General features: G+C 48.8%; 16 protein-coding genes. 9 read left to right on the forward strand and 7 right to left on the reverse strand.

Annotated features, from left to right (window positions below; genetic code table 11):
• Positions 1-22 precede the first annotated feature (22 nt).
• The 3 genes from AAZR23_RS14345 to AAZR23_RS14355 are packed head-to-tail and all read left to right on the forward strand — an operon-like array spanning position 23 to position 4,892.
• On the forward strand, positions 23-2,569 hold the full coding sequence (locus tag AAZR23_RS14345; protein ID WP_434693344.1) for a CS1-pili formation C-terminal domain-containing protein: 2,547 nt from the start codon (positions 23-25) through the stop codon (positions 2,567-2,569).
• Complete coding sequence (locus AAZR23_RS14350; protein WP_166706849.1) at positions 2,559-4,205, forward strand: hypothetical protein; 1,647 nt, start codon at positions 2,559-2,561, stop codon at positions 4,203-4,205. The genes AAZR23_RS14345 and AAZR23_RS14350 overlap by 11 nt, the downstream gene beginning before the upstream one ends.
• Positions 4,206-4,220: 15 nt before the next feature.
• The gene (locus AAZR23_RS14355) at positions 4,221-4,892 is read left to right on the forward strand and encodes a fimbrial biogenesis chaperone (protein ID WP_348770393.1); all 672 of its coding nucleotides are present in this window, start codon (positions 4,221-4,223) and stop codon (positions 4,890-4,892) included.
• A gap of 161 nt (positions 4,893-5,053) precedes the next feature.
• On the opposite strand, the gene AAZR23_RS14360 is transcribed toward AAZR23_RS14355, so the two are convergent.
• A complete protein-coding gene (locus AAZR23_RS14360; protein ID WP_166706848.1) occupies positions 5,054-5,977 on the reverse strand; it encodes an aminoimidazole riboside kinase in 924 nt (307 codons plus the stop codon).
• A 159-nt stretch (positions 5,978-6,136) separates the two neighbouring features.
• Complete coding sequence (locus AAZR23_RS14365) at positions 6,137-7,132, reverse strand: LacI family DNA-binding transcriptional regulator (RefSeq protein ID WP_218427206.1); 996 nt, start codon at positions 7,130-7,132, stop codon at positions 6,137-6,139.
• Positions 7,133-7,383: 251 nt separating this feature from the next.
• Between AAZR23_RS14365 and AAZR23_RS14370 the strand changes: the two genes are divergently transcribed.
• Positions 7,384-8,643 carry an MFS transporter gene (locus AAZR23_RS14370; protein ID WP_166706846.1) on the forward strand — a complete coding sequence of 420 codons (1,260 nt, stop codon included), beginning with the start codon at positions 7,384-7,386 and terminating at the stop codon, positions 8,641-8,643.
• Positions 8,640-10,073 (forward strand): glycoside hydrolase family 32 protein, encoded by a 1,434-nt coding sequence (locus tag AAZR23_RS14375; RefSeq protein ID WP_218427204.1) that lies wholly within the window; start codon positions 8,640-8,642, stop codon positions 10,071-10,073. The genes AAZR23_RS14370 and AAZR23_RS14375 overlap by 4 nt, the downstream gene beginning before the upstream one ends.
• Positions 10,074-10,130: 57 nt before the next feature.
• Here AAZR23_RS14375 and gorA read toward each other — a convergent pair whose 3' ends face one another.
• Both gorA and AAZR23_RS14385 read right to left on the reverse strand, forming a co-directional pair.
• The gene (gene gorA / locus AAZR23_RS14380; protein ID WP_166706845.1) at positions 10,131-11,483 is read right to left on the reverse strand and encodes a glutathione-disulfide reductase; all 1,353 of its coding nucleotides are present in this window, start codon (positions 11,481-11,483) and stop codon (positions 10,131-10,133) included.
• A gap of 69 nt (positions 11,484-11,552) precedes the next feature.
• Positions 11,553-12,395, reverse strand: a complete 843-nt coding sequence (locus tag AAZR23_RS14385; RefSeq protein WP_218427202.1) for a 23S rRNA (adenine(2030)-N(6))-methyltransferase RlmJ — start codon at positions 12,393-12,395, stop codon at positions 11,553-11,555.
• Positions 12,396-12,584: 189 nt separating this feature from the next.
• Here AAZR23_RS14385 and AAZR23_RS14390 point away from each other — a divergent pair, with 189 nt between their 5' ends.
• The gene (locus AAZR23_RS14390; protein ID WP_046891949.1) at positions 12,585-12,974 is read left to right on the forward strand and encodes a DUF1090 domain-containing protein; all 390 of its coding nucleotides are present in this window, start codon (positions 12,585-12,587) and stop codon (positions 12,972-12,974) included.
• 46 nt (positions 12,975-13,020) lie between these two features.
• Here AAZR23_RS14390 and AAZR23_RS14395 read toward each other — a convergent pair whose 3' ends face one another.
• Positions 13,021-13,470 (reverse strand): putative T6SS immunity periplasmic lipoprotein, encoded by a 450-nt coding sequence (locus tag AAZR23_RS14395; RefSeq protein WP_434693351.1) that lies wholly within the window; start codon positions 13,468-13,470, stop codon positions 13,021-13,023.
• A 201-nt stretch (positions 13,471-13,671) separates the two neighbouring features.
• Here AAZR23_RS14395 and yhjD point away from each other — a divergent pair, with 201 nt between their 5' ends.
• From yhjD to AAZR23_RS14410, 3 genes are all read left to right on the forward strand, one after another.
• The gene (gene yhjD, locus AAZR23_RS14400) at positions 13,672-14,664 is read left to right on the forward strand and encodes an inner membrane protein YhjD (RefSeq protein WP_052927207.1); all 993 of its coding nucleotides are present in this window, start codon (positions 13,672-13,674) and stop codon (positions 14,662-14,664) included.
• Positions 14,665-14,771: 107 nt separating this feature from the next.
• The gene (locus tag AAZR23_RS14405; protein WP_046891912.1) at positions 14,772-14,978 is read left to right on the forward strand and encodes a 2-hydroxymuconate tautomerase family protein; all 207 of its coding nucleotides are present in this window, start codon (positions 14,772-14,774) and stop codon (positions 14,976-14,978) included.
• A gap of 2 nt (positions 14,979-14,980) precedes the next feature.
• Positions 14,981-16,009: a serine hydrolase domain-containing protein gene (locus AAZR23_RS14410; protein ID WP_218427200.1), complete on the forward strand. Its 1,029-nt coding sequence runs from the start codon at positions 14,981-14,983 to the stop codon at positions 16,007-16,009.
• A 217-nt stretch (positions 16,010-16,226) separates the two neighbouring features.
• Here the strand turns inward: AAZR23_RS14410 and AAZR23_RS14415 are convergent, their stop codons facing one another.
• Together AAZR23_RS14415 and AAZR23_RS14420 are read right to left on the reverse strand one after the other, a co-directional pair.
• Positions 16,227-17,903: a M16 family metallopeptidase gene (locus AAZR23_RS14415; protein WP_052927205.1), complete on the reverse strand. Its 1,677-nt coding sequence runs from the start codon at positions 17,901-17,903 to the stop codon at positions 16,227-16,229.
• A 163-nt stretch (positions 17,904-18,066) separates the two neighbouring features.
• Positions 18,067-18,774, reverse strand: a complete 708-nt coding sequence (locus AAZR23_RS14420) for a HAMP domain-containing protein (RefSeq protein WP_107679917.1) — start codon at positions 18,772-18,774, stop codon at positions 18,067-18,069.
• Between the last annotated feature and the right edge of the window lie 75 nt (positions 18,775-18,849).

Genomic DNA, 18,849 nt, shown 5'->3' on the forward strand with positions numbered 1-18,849 from the left:
TTATTAATTACAGGCATCCTCTATGAACAGGTATATTAATCAGACTATTGCGGCATTTCTTACCGCAGGAATAGTTACTGTTATACCTGTATCCGGATATGCCGGTAAACCATCATCCTCTGCTATCCGGGTCGGTGATGTTGTTATTCCTCAGGCATTTGGTAATGCACTGCGCGACGGAATGAGTATTCCGCTGTTTATCCATCTGGACGATAATAAAGACAAAAATTCTGATATTCGTATTGGTACTGCCTTTCTCTGGCTGGACGGCGATAAACTGACAATACGTAATATCGAACCGGATAATGGTAACTCACTGCTTAATACCGATACCCATAAGCAATTAACCGCTTTAAGCGAACAGCCGTTTAATGATGAGCTTCGTATTCCTGTTTCGTCAGACAGCGAATTATATCTGGATCTCAAACAACTCAATTTACAACTGGTGATCAGCAAATCTGCATTAGGTACAGTTATGCAGTCCAGAAGCTCAGATATCGGTGAATCCGGTGTCAGTCAGCTCAGCAGCACCCTGAATTATAACCTCGGCGTTTATAATAACCGTGCCCGCAACAGCTCAAGTAATACATCCGGTTATCTGTCCCTGGAAAATATCACAGCATTACTCGAGCATCATATTATCCTGAATGGTGCACTTTACGGTCTCGGCAGCGGGCATAATACCAGTACGCTCTACAAAGCCTTATATGAACGTGACTATAATGGTCACCGCTTCGCGGCCGGTTTACTCGACAGCTGGAGTCTCCAGTCTCTCGGGCCGGTCACCGCGATCCCGTCAGGAAAAGTGATGGGATTTTCATGGGGAAACCGGGCCGATTCAACCATTTTTGATAATAACCAATCTGTCACCCCGGTGGTGGTTTTTCTGCCTGCGGCCGGTGAAGTTTATCTCTACCGTGAAGGCCGGTTACTGAGTATCCAGAATTTTGATATGGGTAACCATGAGGTAGATACCCGATCACTGCCTTACGGCAGCTATGATATTGATGCGGAAGTGATGGTTAACAGTAAAATAATCGAAAAAAGAAGCTACCGAATCAATAAATTATTCACCCGTAATGGCAATAATGCACCGTTCAGCTGGCAGTTCTGGGGCGGCAGTCTGAAGATGGATCGCTGGTATCCCGGCGGCAAACAGACCTCAGATAAAATCACCGCTGAACATACTGTTGTTGAACGCGAAAAAATCACGTCTCTTGCCGGGATTTCCGGCTCCGGCTCTTTCGGGGTTTTCAGCTGGTCAGCAACCGCCTACGGCTATGATAAAAACGCCATTCTGGAAACACAGGCATCCGTTCCGGTCTCCGATAAAATTAATATCAATATCCAGAATATGGTTGCCAATGACGGCTCACACAGCAATATTGCCAATATCAGCGCAACATTGCCGGGCGATTTCAGCTCTGTCTGGATAACCAGAGAGAAAACCAATATCGGTGATCGGATACGGCGCAGTGATGTTGACAGCCTCTCTGTCGGGGGAACAATAAACCTGGGCGCAGCCTGGTCACCGCTGGGTACACTGACAGCAAGTTATACTGATGATAAAACACATGAAAACCGTTATTACACCGTAGATTATAATCAGAACCTGTATTCGGGTTCATGGGGTAATCTGAGTATGCGGGTCGGCATGCAGGCCTATAACAATACGAATAATAACAATACCGGAAAATATGTTTCACTGGATTTTTCATTGCCGCTCGGGAATTGGTTCAGTGCAGGTATGACTCATCAGCGTGGTTATACTATGGCTAACGTCTCTGCCCGGAAGCATTTCGATGACGGCGCGGTACGTACCCTCGGTGTAAACGCATCACGGGCTGTTTCCGGTAATACCGGCGATGATAAAACACTCAGTGGTGGTGCATATGCGCAATTTGATACCCGTTACAGCAAAGGCACCGTCAATATCAGCAGCGGAGCCGACGGATACGTCAATACCAGCCTGACAGCCAGCGGATCTGCCGGCTGGAATGGTAAATATATTGGCGCCAGCGGTATGACAGACGGTAATGCCGGTCTTATTTTTAATACCGCTATCGATAATGACGGTTTATTAAGTGCCGATGTTAACGGCCGCAGAGTGGAACTGAAAAACGGATATAACTACCTGCCGGTATCGTCCTATGCTCAATATGATATTGAAATCATGAACAGCAAGAAGTCCACCGCCAGCTATAATATTGCCGGTGGCCGGAAAACAAAAGTAACCCTCTATCCGGGGAATGTCGCTGTTATCGAACCGGAAATAAAACAGATGGTTACGGTATTTGGCAGATTCAGAGCGGAAGATGGCACATTACTCACCAATGCACATATTAATAATCATATCGGCCGGACACGTACTAACGAAGCAGGTGAATTTGTGATGGATATTGATAAAAAATTCCCGGTTATTGATTTCAGTTACGGCAATAATCAGAACTGTGAAGTTGAACTGAACTTAACCGGCAGCAACGGCGCAATCTGGGTGGGTGATGTGGTCTGTACCGGTCTGAAAACGTATGCGCAAACACAATCATCAGGGAAAAATTATGAAGGTTAATCATTTTGTTACTTCACTGATGCTGGTCATTGCCATACTGGGCAGCACCCCGTTTTTCGCTTCTGCGGCAATCACCAAAAATCAGCTCGCTGATGGTGCGGAAAGGCAGTTTGCTTTTATCGAAAATAATACAGATAACAACTATTTTGTTACCCCTCTCGGTCCCCGTGATCCGCGAATGGGTGGTGCAAACCGATGGACCGGGCTGAAATATCAGGGCTCCGGCACCGTTTACCAGCAAAGCCTGGGATATATCGATAACGGACATAATACCCCTCTGGCTGCCGGCCGCCGGTTCGATATGTGGCTGGAAAATACCCCGATCCGGAATCCTCTGCTCGGACTTCGTTGTATTAACTGGTATGCCGGCTGCAATATAGAAACCAGTCTGATACCCCCGCAGGCAACTGACAGTAAAGGTTTTTATGGCGCAGTTGTCACCAGCGGCGGCGCAAAATGGATGCACGGTATGATGGCCGACCCGGTTTATGAATACCTCAAAGGTATGGCGGTCGGTGATATGCTGAATATGGAGATCAATACCTGCCAGACTGCTGATCAGTATGATGCCGCCCGGGGTGAGCGCTGTATTGATCAGAAAACCGGTACATGGAACGCTGCCGTCATGCACCACCGGAAAGGGGCTCATATGTCACTGCATAATACTAATTCGCTCTCCGAAGTATTTATTAACAGTGATGGTATTCCGCTGATTGGTGAAGGAAACAGTGACTGTAAGGTCATGACCATTGGCCGGAAAAACGGGCTGGCCTGTAAAATGGTGAACTATACCCTGCAAACCAGTATGAGTAACGTGACAATCCGTATCTTCCCGGCGATTAACAATACCGCGCTGGCCTCCGCGATTGGCGCTGATGACATGCAGTTCAGCCTGAATGGTTCAAACTGGAAATACGTGCGCAATAATAGCTATTACTACACGTTCAATGATCTGAAATCCGCAGATTCTGTCTATATTTTCATGTCGAGTGATTTTTTTAAACAGATGGTAAAACTGGGGATCGCGGATTCAAATACCCGTGACTTATTTAATATTCGTTTTCAGAATACAGAATCGCCGGAATCCGGCTGGTATGAATTTTCCACATCAACGGCGCTGATTATAAAGCCACGCGACTTTGGCGTCAGTATTATATCAAAAGAGTATGAACTTCATCCGCACCGAGAGGGGAAAGTTGAACATATGGCTCCTCCGCTCGATTTCGAATATATTGTGACAACCAGCGGACGGACGAAAGCAGACCAGGTTTTAATTAATGTCACCGGCCCGTCACAATCACTGGGCGGAAAAAGTTACTGTATCTTTTCCTCTCCGGACAAAAGCGTCAATGTCCCGTTTCCGGGCTACCTGAGCTTTATAACGCAAAACGGAAAACAGGTGAAAGATGCCGGATGCAACGGCACCTGGTATGACATGACAGATGCATTATGGACAGCCACTCCGTGGACAGACATCTCCGGTGATCCGGGATTTCTGAATAAAACCACCGTTATGTTTAGTATTCCGATGGATAATAAAATATCGGAACGAACCGTGGAAAATAACGGCTGGTTTGGTGAGGTCAGCGCATCCGGTGAAATACACGTACAGGCAACCTGGCGTAACATTCAGTAACTGAAGGAGAATTCTGTGCTACGGTATTTAACTTTCATTATCGCGCTCGGCACCGTATCACTACCTGCGGCGGCAATTTACATCGGAAATATCACGTTCACACTTCCGTCAGATCAGAATTTCACATCAAAAAATGTTCTGAATAATAACCAGAGCGCACGGATCTATCAGGTCAGTATTACCGGGATAGACAGCCCCGGTGAATCAGAAACCCGGACCAGACCCGCTGATGGTGAATTACTGTATGCACCGAAAGCAATGGCTCTGAGCGCCGGACAATCTGACTATTTTAAATTTTTCTACCATGGCCCGCAGGATGATAAAGAACGTTATTACCGTGTTTCATTCCGGGAGATCCCCCCGGAAAACCGGGCCGGACAAAATACCACCGGCGGAAAAATCAATATCGCGCCGGTTATCATTATGGATTCAATCCTGGTAGTACGTCCGAGAAAAATTCATTTCAGTTATGACTGGGATAAAAAAAATCATACGCTGACCAACAACGGAAATACCTATTTTAAAATACTACTGAAAAATGGCTGTCACTCATCAGAAGAAGACAGCGACAGCTACTATTTACGTCCCGGTGAGGTATTACGCAGCCCGGCACTGCAACGTTCCGGTGAGAAATATATTCTTTATAATGAGAAATTTATTTCACTCTCTGAGGAATGCAATAAATAGCAGCAGTTAAAAAACTGACGATAAGCTACGGCTAAAAAAGCGTTTACCGGTAAATAATGGCATGCGATGAACGTTCCCTTCCCTCACAGATATATTTAAAAGGAACGTTCATCCGGCTCTGTTATACAAAACCCGGCAGAAGAATTACAAACTGATTTTATTTAAAGACTATTCAGCAACTCCCGCCGGTAAGGTAATGCAGTCATAGCCCCTTTCGCTGTTGTCGCCAGTGCACCGCAGACCTGAGCCTGCCTGATTATCGTACTGAGTACCTGCTCATCCTCCGCCAGTCCGTATATTGCAAGACCTGCCAATAAACCGGCCACAAATGCATCACCGGCTCCGGTGGTATCAACAGTAACAACAGGTGTTGCCGGGAAATGCTGTGTTTTTCCGTCCCAATATACCATTACTCCCTGTTTTCCCAGAGTTACCAGTAATAGCTCAGGAGAATACTTCGCCGCCAGCAGATCAATTCCCCGCTGAATATTCGTTTCACCACTGATAAAAAATAGTTCTTCCTCTGATAATTTTACAACAGATGCAAACGTCAGTGCTTTATGCAGACAATCCCGCAGTAATGTTTCATCCTGCCATAAATCGGTACGGATATTGGGGTCAAAGCTGACACGCCCCCCTGCATCACATATCTGAGCCATCGCCTGAAATGCTGTACTCCGGCATGGTTCAGCGCTTAGTGCAATAGAGCAGACATGAAGCCATTCATTTTCATGAAATACCGGTAAGTCTTCCTGCTCCAGAAAAAGATCAGCCGAAGGACGAACCATAAACGTGAATGTCCGCTCACCATACTCATCAAGTTCCACCACAACAACTGATGTCCGGTGGCGGGGGTCACGGATCATATACGCTGTATCCACTTTTTCATTTGTCAGCGTCCGGTACATAAAACGACCAAACGGATCATCCCCCACCCGGCCGATAAAACCACTTTTCCCGTCAAGACGAGCAATACCGGCTGCCACATTGGCCGGAGCGCCTCCCGGAAGCTGCAACAGATAACCTGGTTTATCCGTTAATAAATCAACAACGGCATCACCTAAAACCCATACTTTTGATGTCATAATTAACTCCGCTGACAATTTCAAATCAAGCTAAAACGATTAAGCTACCACACCAAAAGATACAGCCCCGATAAATACGGAATAATAGTAACGCAATTCAGGGAGAATCTTACGGCATAAACTATGCGGAATACCGGCGCATTTTCCGGTTACAGCTATTCACACTGAAGCCCGGTTCAGCCACGGCGAAGAAATACAAACTGTATCATGGTGCGTTTCACCGTTAATAATATGCAGGGCACTCTGCCTTCCTATTTCATAATGCGGCAATTGCACTGTTGAAAGTGGCGGAATAAACAGCCCTCCGATCCCGACCATATTGTCATAACCGGTCACAGCAACATCAGCAGGAATATTCAGTCCGCAGGCCAGTAAAATCTGATATACAATAAACGCGATTCTGTCATTTCCGCAGATAACAGAATCAAACTCCGGTTTACCATGACGGATATACCTGCGCACCACATCCGGAATATCGGAATAATGTTCATCAGATAAATAATGATGCAGTAAGTTTCCGGTATCCACACCATAATCCCGGAAGGCACGCGTCAGACCCCTTATACGGCGGGCTGTCGCCGGATGTTCAGCCGGCAGGTACAGGCACAGGGGCCGCCGGCGGCCTGCATTCAGCAATGCACTTACCGCATCATATTGTCCGCTTTCATCATCTGGTACATAAGACGCTGTCGATGTATTAACACTTTCACAATTCGCCAGCACCAAAGGAACTTTCAGCATCCGCCCTGAAATTTCGACCTGCCGCAGACCCATTGTGGTAAAAATTATTCCGTCCGGGCGATGCGAGAGCAAAAGATCCGCAATGGATTCCGGATTATCCTCTGCCAGCATATTGACGATATAGCTGTTCCAGCCGTACGAGCGTGCCGTTTCCTCAACAGATAAAATAATATCAACACAGAATGGTGATGTTGCGGTATCCAGTGCTAACACACCTATCGTCCGCGGCCCCTGCCCTGAACGGGTGCTGCGTATCATCCGCGCCGATAAATCCGGCGTGTAGCCGGTTTTACGAATGGCATCCTGAACACGAGCTAACGTTTCTTTTTTTAGTTTATCCGGCTTGTTGATAGCTCTTGATACGGTCATCATAGAAACTTCAGCCAGCTTCGCCACATCCTTCAGAAATACCATCCTTCCTCCCCGATTACTCTGGCTGCTTTCCTAATCCCGGAAATAACGGTCACACCCGACGACCGGAGAGAGTATAGCAACCAATAATATAATTATTTATTCCACCTATCAGAATAACGTGACATTAATCACAAAAACCCAGTGTTAACATTAACATTAGTGATTAACATCCGGTTATCACCTTATTCGGGTTTTCGTAAAACAGTATTGACATTAAGAATATGACCAATCCAACGAAAGAGAATCTGCCCATGAGTAATAAAATACGTATTAATCGCTATGCTTACATGACTCTGAGCGGCCTGTTATTCACATTCTTCTGGACATGGTCATCAGTGTTTTCTTTGGTATCACTCTGGCTCAGCCAGAAAGTCGGTCTGAAGGGAACAGATACCGGTATTATTTTTTCCGTTATCAGTCTGACAGCATTTTGCGCTCAGCCACTGTACGGATTCATTCAGGATAAGCTCGGTTTACGTAAAAACTTACTGTTGTTTATCGGCTTACTGCTGCTTATCAGCGGTCCGTGGTTTATTTTTGTCTGTACCCCGCTGTTACGGTGGAATATTGTTTCCGGTGCTATCAGTCTGGGTGTTTACGTCGGGGCAACTTTTTTCGCAGGCATAGGAGCACTGGAGTCTTATACTGAACGGGTCAGCCGCATTGCCGGATTTGAATATGGCCGTGCCCGCATGTGGGGCTCTCTTGGCTGGGCTGGTGCCACATTTTTAGCAGGGATATTATTTAATATCGATCCTAATCTGAACTTTGCAATGGGATCTGTTTCTGCGGTCCTGTTTCTGATTTTATTATGGACGCTGCGGGACGTACGGCCCCACGCAATGAATGAACTTGAATTCGGAAAAAGCAATGCACTGACATACTCAGATGCCTTTGCTCTGCTTCGTATGCGTTCATTCTGGTCACTGGTTATATTTGTCTGCGGGGTCAGTGTCTATAATGTGTATGATCAACAGTTTCCGGTATATTTCGCTTCCATGTTCACCGATGTGAATGAAGGAAATGAAATGTTCGGATACCTGAATTCCCTTCAGGTTTTTCTGGAAGCAGGCGGAATGTTCCTCGCACCTTTTCTGGTAAACCGCGTCGGAGCCAAAAATGGCCTGCTTATCAGCGGATTTGTGATGGCGTTACGCATTTTCGGATCAGGGCTTGCAGCGGATGCTGTCACTATTTCACTGATGAAATTACTGCATGCCGTAGAACTTCCTATCCTTTTGATTTCACTATTTAAATATATCACAACTGTATTTGATAAACGCTTATCAGCAACGATTTATCTGGTCGGATTCCAGTTTATTTCCTCACTATGTGCGGCGATTCTGTCCCCGCTGGCAGGGTACGGTTACGATACCCTGGGCTTCGCCGATACCTATATGATCCTCGCCTCCATCGTTCTGATCATGACGATAGTATCAGGACTGCTGCTTAAGCAAACCGGCACACCCGGAACCCGCCACATCACCATTGAAAAACGGACGGTAATATGATGAAACAACAACTTCTGGACGCGCAATCAGCACTTGAACAACTCCGCTCCCGGCGTGGTGACGAATTCTATCCTGACTTTCATCTTGCCCCGCCGGCCGGATGGATGAATGATCCGAACGGGCTTATCTATTTTAACGGATATTATCACGCCTTTTATCAGCATCACCCGGTTAATGCAGACTGGGGGCCAATGCACTGGGGGCATGCAACCAGCAAAGATATGATCCGATGGCAGCACGAACCGATAGCGCTGGCTCCCGGAGCAGAATATGACCGTGATGGCTGTTTTTCCGGTTGTGCTGTTGATGATAACGGTGTGTTATCACTCATTTATACCGGACATGTCTGGCTTAGTGATGAAGGAGATGACAGTGCTATCCGCGAGGTTCAGTGTCTGGCGACAACAACTGACGGGATACATTTCCGGAAACAAGGCGTTGTTCTGACACCGCCTGATGGCATCATGCATTTTCGCGATCCGAAAATCTGGCGTGAAGATAATGTATGGTGGATGGTTCTGGGGGCCCGTGATGCCTCAGATACAGGACAGGTATTACTGTATCGCGGAACGTCACTGAGAGAGTGGCAATTCGATCGTGTTCTGGCTCATGCCGGTTATGGCAACAGTTATATGTGGGAATGTCCTGATTTTTTCCGCTGCGGTGAACATCACTATCTGATGTTTTCACCACAAGGCATGCAACCTGACGGTTATCAGTACCGTAATCGTTTCCAGAGCGGTACTATCCGGGGACACTGGCAGCCCGGTACTGTATTTGCGCAAACACAGAAATTTCAGGAGCTGGATCACGGACATGACTTCTATGCTCCGCAGTCTTTTACCGCGCAGGACGGACGCCGTATCGTCATGGCATGGATGGATATGTGGGAATCACCAATGCCGTCAAAACAGGAAGGCTGGGCCGGATGTATGACACTGCCGCGGGAATTATTCGAACGGGATGGCCGGTTATGTCAGCGCCCTGTCCGTGAAACCGCGTTATTACACCGGGAAAGTACCCCGGTAACCAGCGGTATACTACATGGCAAAAAGGTATTAGCTGAAAATATCGGTGCGACAGAACTGGAAATAACCTGGAATACCGCAGAGAGTCATGCTGAACGTTATGGTATACGACTGGGCAATGCCATGGAATTATATGCCGATAATCAGCAAAAACGCCTGATACTGTGGAGATATAACCCCGGCGACAATTCAAACAGTTACCGCAGTATTGCATTACCGGAAGGAGAGCAACTGACACTCCGTGTATTTATTGATCGTTCCTCTGCGGAAGTCTTTGTTAATGACGGGGATGCAACGCTGTCCAGCCGGATTTATCCGCAACCGGGTACCCGCGAACTTGCCTTATTTGCCGACGTGGGAAGTGCTGTAATATCCGCAGGCACTCTGCGGAAACTGGGATAATCTGAAAAACCGCAGCCGGTAATCCTGCTTCCCGGATAATCCGGCTGCGGTTTTCTGTCAGCGCATGGTCACAAACTCTTCCGCTGCTGTCGGGTGAATGGCCACGGTGTTATCGAAATCTTTTTTGGTTGCACCCATTTTCAGTGCAACCGCAAAGCCCTGCAGGATTTCGTCCATACCGTAGCCGATGCCGTGGATGCCGACGATTTTCTCGTCTTTACCCGCACACACCAGTTTCATTTTGCATGGCTGGCGGTGGCTGGTGACCGCGGTATACATGGCGGTGAAAGAGGATGTGTAGCATTTCACATTGTCTGCGCCGTACTGCTCAATCGCCTGCGGTTCAGTCAGACCCACGGTACCGATAGCCGGGTGGCTGAAAACAACGGTCGGGATATTGGTGTAATCCAGGTGTTCATCCGGTTTGTTGTTGAACAGACGCTCAGAGAGACGGCGGCCTGCGGCAACCGCAACCGGTGTCAGTTCAACCGCACCGGTGTTATCACCCACCGCGTACAGGCCCGGAACCGAGGTGTTCTGGTATTTATCCACCTGAATATAACCACGGTCATTCAGTTGCACGCCGGTCACATCCAGATTGATATTATCTGTTGCCGGTTCACGGCCGATAGCCCAGATCAGGCAATCCACAGTCTGTTCGTGGCCGTTTTCCAGTTGCAGGGTCAGGCTGCCGTCCGTATTTTTCACAACGGCTTTCGGTACAGAGTTGGTGTGCAGTGACGGCCCTTCGGTGTTCATGACTTCAACCAGCGTTTCGGTGATCAGCGGGTCAAAGTTACGCAGCGGCGCATGTTTGCGGACAAACAGGTGTGTTTCGCTGCCCAGTGCATTCAGCACCCCGGCCAGCTCCACAGCGATATAACCCGCACCGACAACCGCCACACGCTGCGGCAGAGCTTTCAGTGCAAAGAAACCGTCAGAATCAATCCCGTATTCCGCGCCCGGAATGGACGGCGGAACCGGACGGCCGCCGGTGGCGATCAGGATATGATCCGCCGTGTACGTTTCGCCGTTCACTTCCACAGTATGCGCGTCTTTAAAGCGGGCAAACCCGGTGATCACGTCCACTTTGTTATTGCCGAGAACGCGCTCATAAGACTGGTGAATACGATCAATATATGCAGAACGGCTTTCCAGCAGTTTGTCCCAGCTGAAGTGGTTGATGGTGGTATCAAACCCGTAATCCGGGCCGTACTGGCGGATGGCTTCTGCAATCTGCGCACCGTACCACATCACTTTTTTCGGGACACAACCGACGTTAACACACGTGCCGCCGAGCGCCTTTGCTTCAATCAGGGCACATTTCTGCCCGTACATCGCAGCCCGGTTTACAGACGCAATACCGGCGCTGCCGCCGCCGATTGCAATATAATCGTAATGTTTACTCATAGTTGGCTCGTTCCATTTATCAGTCAATACATAAACACCCGCTGCTGTCATGCCCGCAGCGGAAACGAATTATTCCGGTGTGATCCATTCAACCAGTGTATGCCCTGTGCCTTCCGGCACCAGGACTTTATGCAGCCACGGCAGGAGAGATTTCATCTGCGATTCCAGCTTCCACGGCGGGTTAATCACGATCATACCGGATGCGGTCATACCGCGCTGATCACTGTCAGGACGCACCGCCAGTTCGATTTGCAGAATTTTGCGGATACCGGTTGCCTGGAAGTCTTTTACCATCCGCTTGATCTGCTGGCGCAGCACCACCGGATACCAGACCGCATAAGTGCCGGTGGCAAAACGGCGGTGGCCTTCCTGAATCCCTTTAACAACGGCCTGATAATCACTTTTCAGTTCATACGGCGGGTCAATCAGCACAAATCCGCGCCGGGATAACGGCGGTAACTGTGATTTCAGTTGCTGATAGCCATCTTCCCGCACCACACGGGCACGATTATCACGGCTGAATTCATTACGCAGCAGCGGGAAATCAGACGGATGCAGTTCGCTGATATTTAACTTATCGTAGTCACGCAGCAAATGTGCGGCGATCAGCGGAGAGCCCGGATAAAAACGCAGATCACCGCGCGGATTCAGTGCACTCACTGCTTCAAGATACGTTTTCAGTTCTTCCGGTACCGATTCCTGCGCCCAGATGCGGGCGATCCCTTCCAGGTACTCCCCGGTACGCTCCGCGTGCTCGCCACTGAGCTGATAACGCCCGGCACCGGCGTGCGTATCCAGATACAAAAAAGGTTTGTCTTTCTCTTTTAATGATTCAATGATCAGACTCTGGACGGTGTGTTTTAACACATCCGCATGGTTGCCGGCGTGAAAGCTGTGGCGGTAACTAAGCATACAAGGGCCTCAGATGGTCGGGTGTGAACCACCCGGAACAAGAATATCAGTACAGATTGAAGTACTCAGTATAACCTGATTTCAGCAGGAAAGAACCAATGCCCTTTCCTCATCTGTGCGGCGTGATAATGAACCATTATCATTACAGGTAGTCATAAAATGACGACTAATATAAAAAACGAGGTAAACATGACACGTTTTACAACTGCCGTTCTGGCACTGGGAACATTACTGGTAAGCACCTCCGCACTGAGTGCGCAGAATGGCTGTGATATCAAAAAGAGCAAAATTCAGGAGCAGATCAGCTATGCCAAAGCACACGGCAACACACACCGGGTGCAGGGGCTGGAGCGGGCTTTGCAGAATGTAAATACTTACTGCACACCAAACAGTCTGCGTAATGATGCCCGTGATGAAGTCAGCGACCGGACAAAAGAAGTCGCTGAACGCAAAGCGGATTTACAGAAAGCCGTTGATAAAGGTGATATCAGTAAGATTGCCAAACGCGAACGAAAACTGGCCGAAGCCGAAGCGGAATTAAAAGAAGCGCAGGCAGAACTGGACACATTATTAAAGTGATAACACCGCTGCCGGTTTTTTTGAAAATAAAAACCGGCAGGCGCGGTTAAATTTCGGTTGCTTTTAACCCGCCAAAATAATTTGTCAGATGAAAACGGATTTCAAAATTTCGTGTTCCGGGGTGAATATTCAGACGGCGCTGAATCTCTGACCCGACAGTTATCAGCGCCGTATAAGCATAACCGCTCCGGAAAGGATAATTTTGCGTTGAAATACAGTGTCCCCGGCTGACAGCAGACTGTTCCGGAGTAAAAGTCTGTGTTAAAAGACGTTTATTCACACTGCCGATCTCATTAATATCCAGCCGGATAATTTTTTCATCTCCCTGCGGACGGATCAGCAGACAGACCTGATCTGAAACAACCATGACTTGTGCAGGTAAATACGGCCCTTCGGGTTTATAAACACATCCGGTGATAAACAACGGAATAATAAGCATCAGAAAAGAGAGATTCTTTTTCCTGTTATTACGGAAAAAAACACATTTATTATTCATATTATGAACACATTATAAGGTGATATTTAATTAATCGTTTTAAGCGCTAATACGCTGATTAATTACATATTATTATCCCTGTTAATCAATCGGTAAATTCTGAAGCCGGTTATATCCGGTTCCGGTCAGAGCCTGAATTGTTCATCCGGTTAGTCCTGTAGTAAACTTAAACGGAATCAATTTCCGAACAAGCGAGGATACATGACCCGGGAACACGACACACCGGAAGATGACAACAGCACATCATCATTAAAACCCCTGCGGAAGAATTTTGATGAAGGGATAAAACAGGGAAAAAAAGCCCTGAAATGGAGTGTGAAAGCCGGAAATTATATCCGCAATATTCCGTTTATTGCTCATCTGATCCGCACAGCAACCCGCTTTAATGACAGAATGGGCAGCCCGTTCGGTGCAGCGATTACCTATTTCTCGTTTTTATCCATGATCCCTATTCTGATGGTCTCTTTTGCCGCCGCCGGTTATGTGCTGGCCTTCAATCCGGAGCTGCTGACCCGGCTTATCCGCGGTGTTGCCAACAGTATCAGCGATCCGACACTCGCCGGCACCATTGAGCGCAGCATTGATACCGCTATCCGCCAGCGTGCGACGGTCGGGTTAACCGGTCTGGCGCTGGCTCTCTATTCGGGGGTGAACTGGGTGGGTAATCTGCGGATGGCTATCCGTGCGCAATACCACGACCAGTGGGAGCCGGATATTGAAGTGAAAGAAAATATGTTCCTGCGCTATCTGCGCGATTTCCTGGCGCTGATCGGCCTGCTGGTGGCGCTGGTGGTCACCCTGTCCCTGACATCTATTGCCGGTGCCGCTCAGGCCCGGATTGTCGCGTTTCTCGGCCTGGATGCAATTGAGTGGCTGCGTCCCGCCTGGACGGCAATCGGCCTGACAATCTCTATCCTCGCCAACTATCTGCTGTTTACCTGGATTCTCTGGATACTGCCGCGGATGAAGCTGAACCGCAAATCACTGCTGAAAGGCACGCTGCTGGCCGCGATCGGGTTTGAGATCCTGAAAACCATTATGACCTGGCTGCTGCCGAATATGGCGGCTTCCCCGTCCGGTGCCGCATTTGGTTCTGTTATCGGGCTGATGGCCTTTTTCTATTTCTTCGCGCGGCTGATCCTCTTTTCTGCTGCCTGGATTGCGACTGACATCCAAAAAAATAAAACCGCCTGAGATTTTGGCTGCAATATGGTATGAATATCAGTCAGTGTAACGGATACTGAACCGTTACCGGCTGATATTCAGACAGTTGCAGACCAACACATCTATCAGGAGTCACTATGCCATTCATCAATATCCGCATCACCAAAGAGGGTGCGACCGCAGAACAAAAACAAAAACTGATTGAAGGTGCCACACAATTACTCGTTGATGTGCTGGGGAAAAATCCGGCCTCAACTTTTGTGATTATTGATGAGGTGGAAACCGACAACTGGGGTGTCGGCGGGCAGACCGTGACAAAACTGCGCGCCGGTGCGAAGAAATAATCATGCCGGTACGAAATTTGTCAGCCCTGTTACAGGATGTTCAGCCGGAAGGTTTTGCCACGGCATTTTACTTCACCGGTGCAGGTTGTGACCTTCCGGACGGAGCAGCACACGGCGGGCTGAGCAAACACGACAGCACACCGGTCACACCGGATACCCCGGTGCGGATCGCCAGCAATACCAAAACCTTTACGGCAGCGGCAGTATTGCGCCTGTATGAACAGCAGAAACTCAGTCTCAGTTCACCTGTCGCACCACTGCTTTCCCCGCAGTATGTCCGCAGGCTGACAGAGGCGGGTTATGATCTGAACGCCATCACCGTACTGCATCTGCTCAGTCACAGCAGCGGGCTGTATGACCATGCTGATGAAAAATATATCCGCGACGTACTGGCTGACCCGGGGCACCTCTGGACACGGGATGAACAGATCCGCCTGTATGTCAGCCGGGGTTATCCGCTGATGAAACCGGGTCTTTGTTATCTGTATTCTGATACCGGATATCTGCTTTTGGGGGATATTATTGAGCGGGTCACACAGCTGCCGCTGGCACAGGCTGTCCGGCAGTTGCTGCGCTTTGATATGCCGGGCATGGGCTCCGCTTACTGGGAACTGGAAGAACCGGTCCCGGCCGGTCTTCCGCCGCGGGCACATCAGTATCTCGGCAATACCGACGGGGATACCATCAGCCCGACAATGGATCTTTGGGGCGGCGGCGGGCTGATTATGTCCGTAAGCGCCCTCGCCGTTTTTATGGCGAATTTGTTTGAGGGACGTATTTTTGATAAACCGGAAACCCTTGAAATCATGATGAAACAAGGCAGCCATGACGGTGCGGAAGAGTACCGTTGCGGTGTGATGGTCACAGAGCGGGACGGGCAGACGCTCTGGTATCATTTGGGATTCTGGGGAACCGCTGCTTATTATCACCCGCAGAAAAAAATTGCGGCGGCGGGATTTGTGAATAACCGGGATACCCGGCCGTGGCTGATGAATCTGCTGGAAAGCAGCTTGTGTCAGGACGATGAATAGTCATAAAAAAGGGTATCTTGCAGATACCCTTGAGATTGCTGACAAAGCAGGATAAAACGTGGTTTTTCCTGCTTTGTGTTATCAGTCAAAAATCAATAAATTGATTTTCCTGGTTTATTTTTTACAACCTCTGTCGGTCGTCGCCAACCCCTGCGGGTTTGGCAACGGCCTGAAGGGTATCTTGCAGATACCCTTTTATTTCATATCGTTACCAAATTCAGGCACTGACACCGTCGGTGTTATTATCTGCCGCCGGTGGCTCGGTATTACCGTTTTGCCCGCCTTTTTTAGCCGGAGCCTGAACCGGTGCTGCCGGTTTCACCGCCGGTGACGGCTCTGCTGCCTCCGGGGTTACTGCCTGTGCTTTAGCCTGCTCTGCTGCGGCTTTCTCTGCCGCTGCTTTTTCCGCAGCAGCTTTTTCAGCCAGTTCCGCATCAGCCGCAGCCTGTTTCTCCGCCGCTGCAACGGCTTTCTCCGGATGCATTATCTTATCAAACTGCGCGCGCAGCTGATCCACATTCATTTCTGTCTCGCCTTTAGGCTGAGTAAAGAAGAATGCGGTATCCTGCTCTAAAATCGCGTGAATTTCGGTATTCAGTACTTCCGGTGTCAGGTTATTCAGAAATGCCTGACGCAGACGCTGATACTGTTCCGGCGGAATATCAATGATATTACTCTGCTGGGACATCAGACGCTGGTTGATCAGAATATCGCTGGTGGTACGGGCATAGATAGCAAACAGCTGCTGAAGCTGGGCCTGTTTCATGGCAATCAGAGCATTGAAATTCTCCGCAGAAATACCTTTCTCTTTCAGAACAGCGAGTTCACCCGCCAGCTCCGGAACAATCCCCGGCATTTTTTCATTCGGTGCACGCAGGCTGAGCATGCAACTGGCACGCTGGTACTGCATCCGGCAATCCATGTTCATCGCCATGAATTTTTCATTTTTCCTGCCGATGCCCTGCTGTAATGAACCGAAAATTGCTTCGCGGGCAAGGTCATTTAACCAGTAACGGTTCAGTGCCTCCGAATCTTTGACAGAAGACCAGTTCAGATCCCAGACCAGTGCCAGCATGTCGTCTTTCTGGTTTTCATTTACGGCATGGACTGAGCGCGGTTTCATCCGCGGCAGTGTGGCCACACTGACCGGTGCCTGACGTTTGCCTTCCAGGGAACCGAATGCTTTGCTGATACCCTCTTCCAGCGCACGTTTATCAACCGGACCGGCAACATACAGTGTCGCCATATCCGGCGTGTACCAGCGCTGATAGAAGTTGCTCAGCGCTTCGATATCAATTTTTCCCGCAGGCGGCGGCACCGGGTCAAACCCCTGCAGGGTGGTGCCTTTTATCCGGGCACGCCAGATAGGATCATTGATATTCGGCGGATAGGTGGCGACAGGTGAATCCGGTGCGGCCAGAGCGGCGGCAACGGTTTCCTGATTAAAAATTCCGTGACCGGAGACATCCGCCATCCAGCTCAGTGCCGCTTTCAGCACCTCCGGATTATTATTCGGCAGGCTCAGGTTATAAAGTGTGAAATCATAAGAAACAATTGCCGGCGGCAGTGGCATATCCGGGCTGATCCCGTTACGCAGCAGGTTAGATAACTGCTGTGTGTTCAGGCTCTGACTGTTGAACATAACCACTTTCGGAATGAGATAAGCAAACCCTTTTTCAGCCGGTTTTTCCATCATGGAGCCGGTCTGAACAGAAAGACGCATCTGAATACGATCATTCGGGCGTTGTGGCGTCTGAAGCAACTGCCAGCTGAATCCGTTTGCCAGTTTCCCCTGCTGCCATGCAGGGTCCGGCTGCAGAGCTTCTGCGTGTAACTGAGATGTGACGGCAATCAGGACGCCACCGAGTAAAACACGTAAATAAGAGCGTTGCATGCTAACCTCTTTTAATATGAATCCCTGGTATGCCTTCTTCTGAGGTTTACCACTGATGCCGGAAATACTGCTATGTCAGACGATACGCACAGGCAAAACTGACCGGCTTCCGGGACGTCCCTTTGATTCGTCTGGGTTTAGACAGCAAACCGTCCGGGAAGTTTTATGATGACCCTGATTTATGTTTGTTCACCTGGTTCCGGTACCCCTTCGCCAGCAAACCGAGTTCATCATCCTCATGATATGCCGAACAACTGAGCTGCTCCGCAGGCTCATCACTGTTCAGTTCACAGGCCATATTACGCAGCGGCCGCACGATCAGGCGGTTAATACACCAGCTTATTGCGATCACCAGCACCAGTGCCAGTAACAGATAACTGGTCACCATCAGTGCCACGATATTCATCGCGAAGTGGTATATGCGGTTATCATCCACCTGAAGAATGAGATAACCCTGCGGGGGTTTGCCGGTATGTGCCACGCCGTAAGCGTAAAGCGGCACCTGAATTTCAACCGGTATCCCGAAAATCATTTTTGCTGCGCCGGGAATAGGACGGTGTGTGGCAAAATCCAGGCTTATCACCTGAACATTTTCCGGCGTCATCACAATCGCGCGTCCTAAAATCCCGCTGGCACGTAATGTTATCAGCGTCGATTTTACAGCGTTTAAATCTGACCCTAACAAAGCATCTGCCAGCGGTTTCCTGACCTGTACTGACGAATTATAAAGCTGATTGATGTAATCCGCTTTTCGCTGTTGTATCAGATGTGATAACAGAAGCGTCATAAAAAGTGCGATAGTCACCAAAGTCACCGCAGCGACAACTGACATCTGTTTGATAGTCAGTGACTTTCTGACTTTTACACGCATATTCCACGCCTTTCGTTACAATTCAGTTATCACATCTTTCGTCGTACGCAGTGATTATACGTCATCATTATGCTT

The organism is Morganella sp. Je.2.23 (genome assembly GCF_051129855.1).
Lineage (GTDB): Bacteria > Pseudomonadota > Gammaproteobacteria > Enterobacterales > Enterobacteriaceae > Morganella > Morganella sibonii.

Coding starts and splice junctions, on each gene's coding strand:
- AAZR23_RS14375 (WP_218427204.1), top strand. CDS start 8,640: ATGATGAAACAACAACTTCTGGACGCGCAATCAGCACTTGAACAACTC.
- yhjD (WP_052927207.1), top strand. CDS start 13,672: ATGACCCGGGAACACGACACACCGGAAGATGACAACAGCACATCATCA.
- AAZR23_RS14395 (WP_434693351.1), bottom strand. CDS start 13,470: ATGAATAATAAATGTGTTTTTTTCCGTAATAACAGGAAAAAGAATCTC.
- AAZR23_RS14365 (WP_218427206.1), bottom strand. CDS start 7,132: ATGGTATTTCTGAAGGATGTGGCGAAGCTGGCTGAAGTTTCTATGATG.
- AAZR23_RS14360 (WP_166706848.1), bottom strand. CDS start 5,977: ATGACATCAAAAGTATGGGTTTTAGGTGATGCCGTTGTTGATTTATTA.
- AAZR23_RS14410 (WP_218427200.1), top strand. CDS start 14,981: ATGCCGGTACGAAATTTGTCAGCCCTGTTACAGGATGTTCAGCCGGAA.
- AAZR23_RS14385 (WP_218427202.1), bottom strand. CDS start 12,395: ATGCTTAGTTACCGCCACAGCTTTCACGCCGGCAACCATGCGGATGTG.
- AAZR23_RS14415 (WP_052927205.1), bottom strand. CDS start 17,903: ATGCAACGCTCTTATTTACGTGTTTTACTCGGTGGCGTCCTGATTGCC.
- gorA (WP_166706845.1), bottom strand. CDS start 11,483: ATGAGTAAACATTACGATTATATTGCAATCGGCGGCGGCAGCGCCGGT.
- AAZR23_RS14420 (WP_107679917.1), bottom strand. CDS start 18,774: ATGCGTGTAAAAGTCAGAAAGTCACTGACTATCAAACAGATGTCAGTT.
- AAZR23_RS14405 (WP_046891912.1), top strand. CDS start 14,772: ATGCCATTCATCAATATCCGCATCACCAAAGAGGGTGCGACCGCAGAA.
- AAZR23_RS14350 (WP_166706849.1), top strand. CDS start 2,559: ATGAAGGTTAATCATTTTGTTACTTCACTGATGCTGGTCATTGCCATA.
- AAZR23_RS14370 (WP_166706846.1), top strand. CDS start 7,384: ATGAGTAATAAAATACGTATTAATCGCTATGCTTACATGACTCTGAGC.
- AAZR23_RS14345 (WP_434693344.1), top strand. CDS start 23: ATGAACAGGTATATTAATCAGACTATTGCGGCATTTCTTACCGCAGGA.
- AAZR23_RS14390 (WP_046891949.1), top strand. CDS start 12,585: ATGACACGTTTTACAACTGCCGTTCTGGCACTGGGAACATTACTGGTA.